This is a genomic window from Arcicella sp. GW821-FHT09D11 (assembly GCF_059416265.1).
Window position 1 is genome coordinate 185,726 of record NZ_JBWKOV010000009.1, and the last position, 15,226, is coordinate 200,951.

Here is a 15,226-nt window from a genome sequence, read left to right on the forward strand (position 1 = left end):
GAAAAGATTTGAAATATAGGACGAATCAGTATCGCCCCATATTTCAAGCATTTAAAGAGTGAAACAATTACCAACCTGGATTTTGTTTTAAATTTGAATTCAAAAGCAATTGGTCAGTGGGAATAGGTAACAAATAATGTTTTCTAGTGAATTTTCTATTAGAAAGTGGATCAATGATTAATGCTCCAGAGGCATCTACACCGAAAGTATAAACACTTGCCTTGTAAATAGGAAGTTTCGTCACTGGACTGATGAAAGTAGTTATTTCCGTTGGCTTGCCATTATAAGATACTACTCTTCCTAAAATAGGTTTATTCAATTCCGCTTCTGCTATTCCCCAACGTCTTAAATCATCAAAACGGAAATTTTCTGCATATAATTCTAAGGCTCTCTCTCTTCTAATTTCTCCTAACATATTCAAACTTGGGTAAGGAGCAATCAAGGCATTGGTTAATGGTGCCACATAGGCTCTAGCCCTGATTTTATTGATGGAAATGTTCAAATCTGCATCTGAGATTTTACCGCCACCTAACTCACATTTCGCTTCTGCATAAATTAAATACAATTCGGACAAACGAATTTGAGGATAGTCATAAGATTCCTGATAATCCTGTCTGTTAGGATGTTCTGTGATAAACTTTCTATTTCCATATCCTGCATCAGAGGCACTGACAGTCAAATTGGGATAAAACGCTGTGATAACTGTTGGCCAATTATTCAGGGTAGTATAATTTGCCTTGGTATAATCAGCGCCAGTACTTGTACCACGTCCCCAATATTTTTGTCCAGGCTTTGGTACAAAATTGTTCAATCTTGCATCTCTATTTACAAACTCATCCGCTATGCCATTATAACCTTTTGCTAGGGGAGATACAGTGTATGGTAACCCATCTTTACACAAATACATATCCATCATTTTGCGGTTAGGAGCAATTAGCCCTCCTAAAGTATGGGATAAGTTTGCATTTCCTTGTAGCAACGTATAGTCGTAAGAGCTTTTTAGGATAAATTCTTTATTGCTAGCCTTGGTCAATCCTTTAGGGTTTGATAATCCATCTTCCAAAATAAACAAGTAATAATAGCTTAGGCTATCTAAACCATTGAATAACTGATAAGTATTATCCGTCATTACCTGATATGCCAAGTCTGCTGCTTCAGTAAGATAAGCCGTTGTTTTATCCGCTGGTTTTTGTCCTGTTACTAAATCGGTAGTTTCGCCTACATACTTTTCCCAAGTAGCTTCGTGTAATAATACCCTAGCTTTAAGCGATTTAGCAGCTTGTTGGCTAACTTGTCCTTTATCAATTACTGCAATATTAGCCTCTGTAGGAAGACCCGCAATGGCCATATCTAAATCACTTAAAATCTGAGCTACTACTTCATATCGTGTATTTCTTGCACCATACAAAATATCATCATTCAAATCCAGTACTTTTGTCACGATAGGAACGCCACCATATCTTTTTAATAAGAAAAAATATTGCCAAGCCCTAAAAAAATAAGCTGCTGAAACATACTGCTTGATTTCAGCTTGATTGCCTTTATATTCCGCTCCTTTTTGAATCAAATAGCAATTAGAACGGATATAAGAATAAGAGTTTTTCCAATATATATCAGTTGTTGGAATAGCATTCGCCCCTTGTCCTAATAGGGAAGTAGATGCTGACAAGTCTGACCCCACGTCCATAAAATCATAAATATTACTACTATTCGTGGGACGGAAGCCAATCATTTGATTATAAAACCCATTGGCAGTAGCCTTAAAATCACTAGCTTTTGTGAAATAAATAGACTCTGTTGCTTGATCTAATGGGGCAAGATTTAAAAACTTATCTTCGCATGATGTCAGTATTAAACTAACTAAAGCGAATAGCTGAACTAAAAAATATCTTGATTTCATAACTTTGTAATTGCGTTGTTGTTAAAAAGAAATATCTAGACCTAATGACCATGTTCTAGCAAATGGATAACTGCTATCAGAACTTTCTCCTCTTTCTGGGTCAAAACCATCTTTTACTGATGTAATTTCAAACAAATCGTTTCCTGAGAAATACACTCTTATTCTATCTGATTTTATTTTATTTGATACCTGTTTTGGTAAAGTATATCCTATCACCAAGGCCTTTAAACGAGCATACTGAAGATTTTGAATATTTACATCATTCGTTTGCCAGTTCCAGTTGTTTCTTGTGGCATCGAATGATATTCTAGGAAATTCAGCATTAGGATTCTCTGCTGTCCAAGTTTTGCCAATGTAAGTAGTGTTTACGTTCAGGTAATTTCTGAAAAATGGTGCTCTGGCATTTCCTGATCTAAGAATATTTTGCTGACCCACCCCTTGAATAAATGCAGAAAAATCAAGACCTCTCCACTGTAATCCTAAATTGAGTCCAAACGTATAGTGAGGGTTAGCATCGCCATAATAATACACATCACCACTGCCTGGTTTACCATCACCAGTGGCACTTATTTTATTATTTCCGTCTAAATCAACAATTTTTAAATCTCCAGGACGCAATCTAGTCGTCGCGCCAGTCATTGCTGATAAGTTATCAAAGCCACCGTATTTAGCATAATACGCATTTACATCATCATTATTTGTAAAATATCCTGCTGTTTTATAGACAAACAATGCGTTAAGAGGATACCCTTGGCGAAGTGCTATTTTGCCAGCTCCCCAAGTATCTTTTCCTTGCATCGATATCAGGTTTGTTTGATTATCACTTAATTGAAAACCAATGTTGTATTTAACTTCGCCCGCACTTGCTTTCCAATTCATTGAGAATTCCCAGCCAGAGGTTTTCAATTCACCACTATTAGATTTTGGCGCTGTGGCACCATATATTTGCGGATAAGTAATATCGATTAACATACCAATATTTCTTTTCTCAAATACATCAAAAGTTGCTGTTAATTTATTTTGTAATAAAGCGATATCAATACCTATATTTTTATTCACCATTCTTTCCCAAGTTCTGGTCAAACTAATAGAGCTGGCAGCACTGGCTGTACCTTGAAGCGAAGGTGTCTGACCGAATAAAGCTGTTCCCGTAGTAGTTACCGCAGAGATATAATCATAGTTACCAATGTTGGCTTGTCCCCCAGTTTCTCCATAGCTTCCTCTGATTTTCAAATTAGCAATCCCTTTGAATTTTTCCATAAATTTTTCTTGCGTAATTACCCAACCACCAGAAATTCCATAGAAATTAGCCCATCTGAAATCTGGGTGAAAACGTGAAGAACCATCTCTACGACCTAATACTTCTAATAAATACTTTTGCTTATAGTTATAATTAGCACGGCTAATATAAGAAACCAAACCAACATGATTTGAACCCCCTGAATTGCTTTGAACATTTAATCCAGTAGTTGGATCTGCGGAATAAGCTGTGTTTAAATCGTAAAGTCCGGGAAACTGTAAGTTATCTCTTCCTGCTACAATAGTCTTGTTTTCTGTTAACTCTGCTGTATTACCCAGCATGATACCGAAATTATGGTCTTTCCCAAAAGTATGTTTATAGTCTAGAAAAGCTCCATAGTTTTGATATAAAGTAGTACCAATTGTTTCAGTAATACCTGGCTTAGGATATTGCGTTGAAGTTATCTTATCGCCAATCCAGTTATAAAATCTAAACGTTTGATTATACTCTGTCTTCTCTGTATTGCGTTTTACAAGGGCAGCACTACCTATTAAATTTAAGCCTTTCACAATTTCTGCCGTCAAGGTAGTGTTGATGCGAGCAATGGCATCGTTATTAGAAACAGTTCCACCGCTTTTGGTAAAAGCAATTGGGTTTCTGTAACCATAAATATCATAATAATCTCCATTTTTATTATAGGTTGGAAAGATAGGAGCATCAAAAAAACCATTACCAATACCATTTCTCGGGCTTTCTACAATCCTGCTATCGAATGAAACCCCTGTTTCTAATTTTATTTTATCAGAAATAAAATAATCGTAGTTAAATCTCAAATTGTATTTCTTTTCTCCATCATAGGCAGTTTTTAATAGTGATTTGTTGTCTGCATATCCCAGAGACAACATATAAGAAGTTTTATCTGAAGAACCACTCAAACTTAAATTATGCTGAGACGAATAAGCAGAACCATACAATTCGTTCAACCAGTTATTATTAGCATACCTCATAATCTCACCATTTGTTGGGTTAACATAGTCAACAGTTTGATCAGTTTGCATTTTCAAAAGGTTTTCTTTCGTCCACTGTGGAAACCACTCAACGGGGTTACCATTCGCATCAACTTTGTCTTGCGTAGAAGCATCTAAGTACATAGTAGCCCATTGAGACATATTAGCCCACGGCACAGCCATGCCGATGGTATTGAGTTTATAATTAGTATTATAATTAATTTTCATCTTACCACTTTTCCCTCTTTTGGTCTTCACTAGGATTACCCCACCCGCTGATCTTGCACCATAGATAGCTGCTGATGCATCTTTCAATGCCGTAACAGACTCAATATCATTAGGGTTGATTTGGTTAAATTCCCAAGTACCAATCACAGGCACGCCATCAATGATAATTAGAGGGTCAACGCCAGTAACAGATGATTCTCCTCTTAATCTAATACTTAATCCTTCGTTTCCTGGACGAGTAGACGTTCTAGAAATCACCAATCCGGGTACTTCTCCTTGCAAGGCCAAAGCCGCATTTTGTACAGGTCTGTCTTTAAAAGCCTTATCATCTACCATGGAAACAGCACCTGTTAAAGTCGCTTTTTTAGTAGTTCCATAACCCACGACAACGACTTCCTCTAATGCCTGAATGTCAGAAAGCAAGCTAACGTTAATAACTGTACGTTTGTTAATCGCTACTTCTTGACGGGCATAACCAATAAAAGAAAAAACTAAAACGTCATTGTCTTTTGGCACTACAATGCTGAAATTACCTTTTGCATCTGTGGTTCCTCCTTTAGCACTTCCTTTGATGGTGATACTTACCCCTGGCAAGCCTTCACCTTTTTCTGAATCCACTACTCTTCCTGTAACAGTATGGTCTGCAAATAATGCAACAATCTTAGAAGCATCAGGCTTTTTGCTAGCTTCCAATGCATATACATTGTTGGTTATTAAAAGAATAACAGCCAGAGGAATTTGATAAAAACCCGCTCTAATGGCCGTTAAAAATGGTTTGTTAATTTGTAACATGTTTTTCATACTTTTTTGTTTAATTTTTTGGCAAAAAGCTTCCCTGCATCCTTTTTTAGGATGTTTTCCAATACTGGTAAGGGGAAATCATAAATTATTCAGCGAACTAGTCGCTTGTTTTTCATGGTATTATTTTTCTTTTTTCATGCTCAACATGGTTAGCTATTTAATACAAACATTATTTATTATTTAAACGATTAAGCAACTTTATAAAACATTAAACACCTGAGTATATTTATCATTAGACTCCAAATAGTTATTTTAAATGTATAGAAAGTACAATAAACCTTTTGTAACCTTTGAAAAAGGGATATTTTTTATAAAATATTGAAATAAATAGATAATAGTCTGTAAGTCAGAAGATTATATCTATTTAATTTTTTATAAAAAAACAATTTTTTCTATTGTGTTGGTTAAACAAGTAAGCAAATACATTGATTAGGTAAGATTCGATGGGAGAGGGGAAGAAGTAAATACAAAATAGTAGACATTGATTAGGTTACAAACCATATTATATCAGTCTATGATAAAAATGTTCAATCTGTGAATTCCAAATTCGCTCTTATAGACGATTGATTCATTTTTGGGTATTAAATTATCCAACAAAGCTATAAATTATCATGAATAGGGGCATTTTTTAAATGCTCCTATCATTTTTCAGGCATCTCATAAATTTCCAGTAATATCAGTTACCCTACTTTTGTGAATCCCTCAATAAATACAATCCTGACGTTTAAATAGCCTACAATATTTAATTTAAACCGATTACATATTTACAATAAGTAATAGTGAGCCTATTTTGCCTTTTTTAAATATTATCCCACTATTTAAGCATATATAATGCTAGCTATAACTTTAATAAAAACAATTTATTCTTTAAAATTTCATGCAATCGGTTGCATGAAATTTTTTATTTGTATCTTTGTTATGAATAAACCTGATTTGAAAGTTTAATTTGTTGAGTAACAGGTACTATATATTTGATTTTCAATGTTTTGTGAGTTGTTATTATTAAGTCTGTCACAAATATCTTAGGTTATATTTATGCTATCTTTTGACTTTATATCACTTTTTGCTAAAAATAATATGAAAAATGTAATTTTGATAATTGCCCTCTTTCTGTTATGCCAAGGTACTTTTGGACAGCAAAAAGAGTATAATTTTATCAATTTTAATAGTAAAGACGGACTTTCTTCTAATACTATCAACGCAATACATAAAGACAAATATGGCTTTATGTGGTTTGGTACCGAAGATGGGTTAAATAGATTTGACGGGCACAATTTTTCAGCCTACAAACATCGGGAAAGTGATATTAATAGTATCGGAAGAGGGGGAGTAATGGCAATAGTTGAAGACAAGGATGATAATTTATGGATTGGAACAAATGTAACGTTGTCTGTTTATAATAGAAGTTTAAACAATTTTACTAATTATGATTTTACACAGATAGGATGGATACGCAGTCTGTGTGCAGATTATTTGGGTAATATTTGGGTTGGTAGCTACAAGGGGCTTTTTTATTTTAATACTAAAACAAAAAAGATTAAATCTTTCAAGGTAGACCCAAGTAATCCTAAAAAATTGAATTCAGATTTAATCCTTTGCGTATTTGAGGATAGTAAGAGGAACATTTGGGCTGGTACTAAATCAGGACTTCATTTGTTTAATCCTAAAGATAAAAGTTTCAAAAGATTTCTTCACCAAGACGAAAAAAAGAATACAATTTCTGACAATATTATCCGAACGATTGCTGAAGACAAAAAGGGGAATTTATGGATAGGTACTGACTTGGGAGGATTGAATGTGATGAATCCTTCGAATGAAACTTTTAAATCTTTCAAAAAGGCAGAATCAGATGAAAAAACACTGAGTAGCAATAGAATCTTCAAGATTGTTTTTGACAAAGATGGCAAATTATGGGTTGGTACTGAAATGGGAATCAATATTTTTGACCCTAACGATGGACAGATATTACGCATAAAAAGCCATTCATTGAATAAACATAATGTATTTGGTAGTTTTGTGGGTTATGGCGTCAGAGATATATACATTGATAAAGCAGGGATTTATTGGATTAGCACCTATCAAGGAGGAGTTAATAAATACGACCGTAATCTCGCTTTTTTTAACTATAAATCCTATAATCCCTTTGACCTTAAAGGGCTAACGGCAGCTTCGGTAACTTCGCTTGCTGAAAACCCCTTAACGGGAGAGGTTTTCGTGGGTACAGATGGAGGCGGATTAAATGTATTTGATAATAAAACTAATAACATTCGCCCTTTCCCTTTGAATGGCACTAATGGGAAAGCCAAAACTATTTTAGCATTAGAAAAGCTTGAAAATGAACTTTGGGTAGGAACTTATCACAATGGATTATTTGAGATAAACCTAAAAAATAATAGTGTTAGGCAATTCAATGGGATAAAAGATACACTCAGTAATGCTTATTCTCCCCTCAATTGTTTAAAAGCAGATAGTAAAGGAAATCTATGGATAGGAACGAATGGTAGCGGTCTTTATAGATATAATACTAAATCAAAAGAATTAATCACATTTGCAAAAATTTTGTCTCACAACGCTGAAAAAGCCCTTCCAATAAATGGTTTTATCACAACCATTGAAGAGGATAAAGAAGGGAATATTTGGATAGGGACTAATGGGTCGGGCATTGCGGTGTTTAATCCAACCAAAAAAAATGTTGAAGTGCTGAATCATGGCAATAGTAAATTGCCGATGGATAGGGTATTGAACATTTATGCAGCGCGTGATGGTAAGATATGGGTGGGCATTGGTGGTGGTGGATTATGTCAATATGATTCAAAATCAAAGTTATTTTACCAATATTGCGAAGACCATCTATTATCTAACAGTGTAATCTATAAAATTTTAGAGGATAATACGGGCAAACTATGGGTAAGTAGCAACAAAGGAATATCGGTATTTCATCCTGCTAAAAAAAGCTTTAAAAATTATACTTATCATAATGGTATTCAGCAAAGTACATTTAATGTAGGGGCTGGTTTGAAGACTAGCACTGGGATTTTTTATTTTGGAGGGCTTGATGGATTCAACTTTTTTAATCCTACAAACCTGTATCAAAATATCAATGTTCCCCCGCTAGTTATTACAGATTTGAAAATCAATAATAAGCGTGCTAATCCACTCGAAAATTCAGAAATATCAGACCACCTTTCTATCGCCAAAGAAATAAACCTAAGCTATAAACAAAACTTCTCTTTGGATTTTGTCGCATTAAATTATACTGCCCCTCAGGAAAGCCAATACTATTATATGCTCGATGGTTTTGATAAAGAATGGAACAATGTAGGCTCTGTAACAACAGCAGTATATACAAATCTTGACCCAGGACAATACATTTTCCGCTTAAAAGCAAGAAGTGAAGATGGCTCATGGCAAACCCCTGAGAAAACCATTATTATAAAAGTGAATCCTCCGTTCTGGCGGACATATTATGCCTATTTTTTCTATTTAATAACCCTAGTAATTTCCCTTTGGTTGATTAGAAGAAGAGGAATCCAAAAATTAAAGAACGAATTTTCCCTAGCTCAAGAACGCCTTGAGGCAGAACGTAAAATGGAATTAGAGCAGTTGAAAATTAAGTTTATCACTAATTTAAGCCATGAGTTAAAAACGCCGCTAACGTTAATTTTAAATCCAATTGAAAACCTGCTGCTTGATGAAAAAAGCATAGATAAAATAAAAATCTTAACGTTAATCAATAGAAATTCTAAAAGGTTGTTAAATCTTGTAAATCAATTACTTGATTTTAGGAAAATTGAAGAAAATGAGCTTACGCTGAATCTTACTGAGCAAGATATTATCGCTTTTGTCAAGGAAATTTTCTATTCATTTAAGTATATCTCTGAGCGGAAAAATATACACCTTGATTTTGAAAGTTCAATAACTGAATATTATACAAGCTTTGATAAGGATAAAGTAGAACGCATTTTAATCAATCTACTATCGAATGCCATAAAATTCACAAACGAAAATGGTAATGTTTATTGTAAAATAACCTGTGATGCTTGTAAAGGAATAAAACTAATTATTGGAGACTCTGGTATAGGTATGCCAGAAGAAATGCAGGCTAAAATTTTTGATAGATTCTTTCAAATTAATAATCATGATGATATCCTCAACCAAGGGAGTGGCATAGGGTTATCTATTGCACAAGAATTTATCAAACTCCATGATGGTACGATAAGCTTAGAAAGTAAAGAGAATATTGGAAGCGTCTTTACTATTTCTTTTCCATTTGTTCAAACGACTTCATATTTTATTCAAGACAATCCTCCTGAGATAACAGTAGAAACCTTTGATACAATCTGTGTTGAAAATAATGATACAGAACAATCAATAATTGAAAAGCCAATTATATTGATTGTAGACGATAGTGACGACCTAAGGACTTATTTGAGGGAAAGCTTAAAATCAAAATATAAAATAATAGAAGCCTCAGACGGCAAACAAGGTTGGCAAAAAACCCTTGCGTTACATCCACAAATAATAATAAGCGATGTAAATATGCCCAATATGGACGGCATAACGATGGTAAGGAAAATAAAAAATGACAATAGAACAAAACACATTCCGTTAATCATGCTGACTGTTTTGGGGGATGAGATAGAACAATTGAAAGGCCTTGAAACGGGAGCTAATGATTATTTAACCAAACCCTTTAGTTTGAGGTTGCTGAATTTAAAGATAAATAATTTACTGAGCTTAAATAGTACTTTAAAAAATACGTATAGTAAACAAATTAATTTAGAAGTACCTGAAAAGGAGATAGTATTAGAAAATGAAAAGTTTTTATTAAAAATTGGGCGTTATATAGAAGACCATATAGTAGACCAAGAACTATCAATTGAAGATTTAAGTCAGAAAATGAATATGAGTAGAGGGACACTCTACAATAAAATATTAAGCGTTACGGGAGAAACACCCGTAGAATATATACGGTCAGTTAAATTAAAAAAAGCTATCAACTTGCTTGAAAAAAGCGATATGAAAATATCTCAAATCGCTTATGAAGTTGGCTTTTCTAATTCTAATTATTTTGCCCGTGCCTTTAGGGCTAAATATGGAATGTCTTCATCGGAATACATAAAGCTCAAAAGGGTCTAGTAATAAAGTTGGCGATATCTCAACTTAGATAGAGAATGTCAAATATTATACTTCATAACCGCCGTCACCATCTTTTCACTTTTACGAAAGGATGGTGATGAGTTCAAAAAATACCCCCTCTATATTTCTACTATTAATCAGCCCAGAAATATTGGTATGTTGCTAGGCTTAGGTGATTTCTATCAAAACGTTTTCACTTTAGCGTTAACCTCAAGGCATATACTAACAAATTTTAAAGAAAACCCTCTTTAATGACTTCACATACCTGATATTTTATGTACAAAATAGATAAAATAGCTACTATTTATAGGTGTTTGTAGTTTATAAAAGCCTTATAATGTGCTTGCAAAGCCATTTTCCCTACGATTTGCTATTTTGAGAACATAATATGGATGACACATCGCCAATACCCCCTCTTTTAAACATTCGGAACATTAATTTGTCAATATGTGCTAATTTTTTTTTTGCCAGTCTGCTTATTTTACATCGACAAAAAGGCTTCTTTCCTAAAGAAGTTTTAATTTTTTATTAAAACAATCATATCTTTTAATGACTATGAAACAATTCAACTACTCAATTTTGCAGTGGCAACATCACAAATACTTTAAGGTATTTTATGTTTTGCTGTTTATGATTTGCAGCTTTACAATAAAAGCACAAACTGTTAAAGGTACGATAAAGACAAAGAATGATCAGGTACTAACAGGTGTTTCTGTAAGGATAAAAGGAACGACAAGAGGGACAACGTCTAATAATGAAGGGAACTATTCTATTACTTCTTCACCCAAAGAAATACTCATTCTTAGTTCGGTGGGTTATAAAACCCAAGAGATAGTGGTGGGAAATAGAACAGTAATAGATATTGTTTTAGAAGAAGATTTATCAACATTGAACGAAGTGGTTGTTGTCGGATATGGTACGCAGAAAAAATCAGATTTGACAGGAGCTGTGGCAAGTGTAAATCTTGAAACCTTACGTAATGCTCCTAATACAAATATTGGTCAGTACCTACAAGGAACTGTTCCGGGGCTAAACGTTGGATTATCAACTAGTGCTGGTGGAACGCCTCCTATCTCTATCAGGGGGCAAGTAACGCTGAATGGTAGCCAAAGTGTATTAATCATCCTTGATGGTATTCAATATACAGGTTCATTATCATCTATTAACCCCGATGATATTGCTTCAATAGATGTATTGAAAGATGCTAGCTCGACAGCGGTTTATGGAGCTCAAGCGGCTAATGGTGTAATATTGATTACTTCTAGAAAAGGAAAATATAATCAAAAGCCTCGTATTTCATTCTCAACTGCTTATACTTCACAAACGCCTACCATCGGTAATTTAAAGCCTTATGACCGTGCTGGTTTTGTTAAGCAATTAACGGAGTCTTTTTATGATAAAGCATACCTTGCACCAAATTATACTGAGCCAAACCCAAACTTTAAAGTTTCAGACTATGCTGATGCTGCCATGCGTGATGGTTCAGGAAATTTATTGCCAAACGATTACAATTGGTTTCAACAAGGAACCAATACAGGTTCTATTTTTGAGAATAATTTAAGTATTTCAGGTGGTTCTGAGCGTGTTACCTATTTATTGTCTGGGTCATTGGTAAATCAAAAAGGATTTATTGTGAATGATATTTTCAAAAGACAATCGATTCGTGCCAATATAGAAGTGCTTCCATTAGATTGGTTAAAAATCGGGTTGGTATCTTCTGGTTCATTTGTGAACCAAGATGGACAAGAACCTTCATTCAGTAGCCTTTTGCGTATATCGCCCCTATTAGTTCCTTATGATGCTAATGGTAATCTCATTCCTTTCCCTACAAACACTTTAGAACCAAGCCCTTTTACTACGTATGAGGTTGACGACTATGATAGAAACAAATACCTTTTTGCCAACATTTACACAGAAATAGATTTCCCATTCTTGAAAGGACTTAAATACCGCATGAATTTTGGGAATAATTATCGTCTTTCTCAACGATATAACTCAAGTATTTATGGTGCAGGTCAGACGGGTTCTGCGTATAAAAATACGCAAGATTATTATGACTATACGTTTGATAATATTCTTACTTATAACAAAGCTTTTGGCGACCATGAAGTAACGGGTACATTTTTGTATGGAGCAGTAGAGCGAAAATTCAATTCAGTGAATGCTAGGGCAGAAGGATTTACCAGACTATCATTAAGCTATAACAACCTTTCGTTGGGTAATACAAAATTTGTAGAGTCTGATGCGTGGGACGAAGCCTTGAATTATCAGATGGCAAGAGTGAATTATAAATTTAAGAACAGATATCTTTTAACAGCCACAGTGCGTCGTGATGGCTTCTCGGGCTTTGCTAAAAACAACAAATATGGCGTTTTCCCTGTAGCGGCTTTAGGGTGGGTAGTCTCAGAAGAAGACTTTATGAAGAATGTAAAGACGGTTGATTTCTTAAAATTACGTGCGGGTTATGGTACTATCGGGAACCAGACATCTCGTTATACGTCTGTTGCTAGGGTTTCTACAGGTAATACATACGCTTACGTATATGGAGATGGAGGAGCTACCGCTTTCGGACAGCAAGTAACTTCATTGGGTAATGACAACCTAAAATGGGAACGTACAACAGGATTGAACTTAGGAGTTGACTTTACTTTATTGAAAAGCAGATTGAGCGGTTCGCTAGAATATTATAATAACAAAACAAAAGATTTATTGTATAGCGTAGCGATTCCTGCTGTAACTGGATTTGGCAGTATTAGTACCAACTTAGGGCAAATCAACAATACAGGTTTTGAGGCATCGATTACAGGTAAAATATTAGAAAAATCAGGATTTAAATGGTCTTCAACTGTCAATTTTTCAGCTAACAACAATAAAATTGTTTCGCTTACTGGTGTGGATGCTGATAAAGATGGTAAAGAAGATGATCTTATTTCAAGTAATTTATTTATAGGAAAATCAATTGGTACGATTTATAACTATCAAATAAATGGAATCAATCAAATTGCTGATGAGCGACTAGCAGGCTTTCCAGTTGGTACTGTGAAAATTGTTGATCAGAACGGTGATAAGGACATTACACCTTTAATGGACAGAGTCTTTTTAGGTAGAGCCGAACCTGCTTATCGTGTCAGCTTATCGAATAATTTTGAATATAAGGGTTTTACATTGAGCGTATTAATTAACTCAATCCAAGGAGGTAAAGATGGTTATCTTAGAAATAATAACCCATCATATTTCCGTGATGATAATAGTATTAGAATAAACTACATTCAAGGAATTGATTTCTGGTCGCCTACAAATCCAACAGGAAAGTATCCAAGAAATATCTCGGGTAGTAGAGCTAAAATTGAGCCTAATATGTATCAGGACAGAAGTTTTGTCAGATTACAAGATGTATCGCTTTCGTATAACCTAGGCAATTTATTAAAATCAACGAAGGCGCAATCTATCAATCTTTATATCAGTGGCAAAAACCTTTATACTTGGACTAAGTGGGAAGGATGGGATCCTGAAGTAAATGATAATGACACCGATGGAAACCCTGTGAATGGTCTGAACAATGGGGGAAGACCTGTATTAAGAGCCTTTACTGTAGGCCTAAACATAGTTTATTAACCAAGTTAGCAAATTAGAAAATGAAAAAAATAAATGTATTATCACTATTAATTCTTCTTTTATTTAGCACATCGTGCGGGGAGAATTTCTTGAATGAAACACCGCTTTCATTCTTGAGTACAAGCAATGCTTTTAAGACAGCAGACGACTTTAATTCTTCAATAAACAGTCTTTATAATTCTGTAAGAGCTGAATTTTATACTAGAAGCGACTGGCAACCTATGCAATATTTGTATAGAACAGATTTAGGCGTAGAAGTAGCAGTAGGGTCGAACCCAAACCTTTCGTCAGAATTTGGTCCATCGGGGACACTTTCGAACAATCACTGGAGTCAGATTTTTAAGATTGTAGCGGATGCCAATACTATCTTAAGCCGTATTCCTAGCTCTTCGCTTTCTGATAAAGACAAAATTGTGTTTGAAGCAAAAGCAAAATTCTTCAGGGCATTCGCCTATAGAACGATGGCTTATTTATGGGGAGGTGTTCCTTTGATTAAGGAAGAAATCATTGCTGAAAAAACAGACTTTGTAAGAGCCACAAAGAAAGAGGTTTTAACATTAGTAATTGACGATTTAAAATTTGCAGCGGCAAATCTTCCAACGATTGCAACGGTTAAAGATGGGGAAATTTCAAATCTGGTAGCATTACATTTATTGTCAGAAGTGTATCTTGCTGATGGTCAATTTAAAAATGCTGCCGATGCCGCTTCAGTGGTGATTGATGATGCCGCTACAGATTTGATGTTAAATAGATTTGGTGCGCGCTCTTCTGTAACACCTGGAGATGTTTACTGGGATTTATTTCAAGCGAATAATCAAAATAGAAAGACAGCAGGTAACAGAGAAGGGCTGTGGGTTATTCAGTTCGAGACGGACGTACAGGGAGGATCTTCTATTTCAACAGCGATGGCAGGGGCTTATCAATTAGAAAGAGTACATGTACCGCTTTATCGTGATATGAGAGTAAATGGAGTAGCATTATTTCAATGGCCTGTGGGAGATTATACAGGAGGTAGAGGCGTGGGCTTTTTACAACCTACTCCGTATTTTGCAGATTCTGTTTGGAAAAGTGATTTCAATAATGATATTAGAAATGCTAATCATAACTTTGTAAGAGAAGTGGTAGCAACGAATCCTGCTAGCCCTTTCTTCGGCAAGGTGATTTCTACGAAGAACCCACCAGCAGGTGCAGGTATCACTTACCCGTCTCGTGTTTTCTATGCTTATCAGTCAAAAGCAACAACCCCGTTTAATCACCCTGCGGGCTTATATGTGAATCCAGGTTCATCAGACCCAA

5 protein-coding genes are annotated in these 15,226 nt (G+C 34.8%); 3 read left to right on the plus strand and 2 right to left on the minus strand.

All coding sequences use genetic code 11. The annotated features are described in order from the left end of the window. Window positions 1–67: 67 nt before the first annotated feature. Both AC07N0_RS20180 and AC07N0_RS20185 read right to left on the minus strand, forming a co-directional pair. Entirely contained in the window at window positions 68–1,900 is a 1,833-nt protein-coding gene (locus AC07N0_RS20180; protein WP_494590731.1) for a RagB/SusD family nutrient uptake outer membrane protein, read from the minus strand. A gap of 21 nt (window positions 1,901–1,921) precedes the next feature. Further along, complete coding sequence (locus AC07N0_RS20185) at window positions 1,922–5,167, minus strand: SusC/RagA family TonB-linked outer membrane protein (RefSeq protein WP_494590732.1); 3,246 nt, start codon at window positions 5,165–5,167, stop codon at window positions 1,922–1,924. A 1,086-nt stretch (window positions 5,168–6,253) separates the two neighbouring features. Between AC07N0_RS20185 and AC07N0_RS20190 the strand changes: the two genes are divergently transcribed. The 3 genes from AC07N0_RS20190 to AC07N0_RS20200 form a co-directional block, all read left to right on the plus strand. Then, the gene (locus tag AC07N0_RS20190; protein WP_494590733.1) at window positions 6,254–10,315 is read left to right on the plus strand and encodes a hybrid sensor histidine kinase/response regulator transcription factor; all 4,062 of its coding nucleotides are present in this window, start codon (window positions 6,254–6,256) and stop codon (window positions 10,313–10,315) included. A 630-nt stretch (window positions 10,316–10,945) separates the two neighbouring features. After that, a complete protein-coding gene (locus AC07N0_RS20195) occupies window positions 10,946–13,930 on the plus strand; it encodes a SusC/RagA family TonB-linked outer membrane protein (protein ID WP_494590735.1) in 2,985 nt (994 codons plus the stop codon). Window positions 13,931–13,950: 20 nt separating this feature from the next. Beyond that, window positions 13,951–15,226 (plus strand): RagB/SusD family nutrient uptake outer membrane protein (locus tag AC07N0_RS20200; protein ID WP_494590736.1); only part of this gene is annotated, 1,276 nt, incomplete at its 3' end.

Excerpts from the sequence above, each read along its gene's own strand:
- AC07N0_RS20180 (WP_494590731.1), bottom strand. The coding sequence starts at position 1,900 with ATGAAATCAAGATATTTTTTAGTTCAGCTATTCGCTTTAGTTAGTTTA.
- AC07N0_RS20185 (WP_494590732.1), bottom strand. The coding sequence starts at position 5,167 with ATGTTACAAATTAACAAACCATTTTTAACGGCCATTAGAGCGGGTTTT.
- AC07N0_RS20190 (WP_494590733.1), top strand. The coding sequence starts at position 6,254 with ATGAAAAATGTAATTTTGATAATTGCCCTCTTTCTGTTATGCCAAGGT.
- AC07N0_RS20195 (WP_494590735.1), top strand. The coding sequence starts at position 10,946 with ATGATTTGCAGCTTTACAATAAAAGCACAAACTGTTAAAGGTACGATA.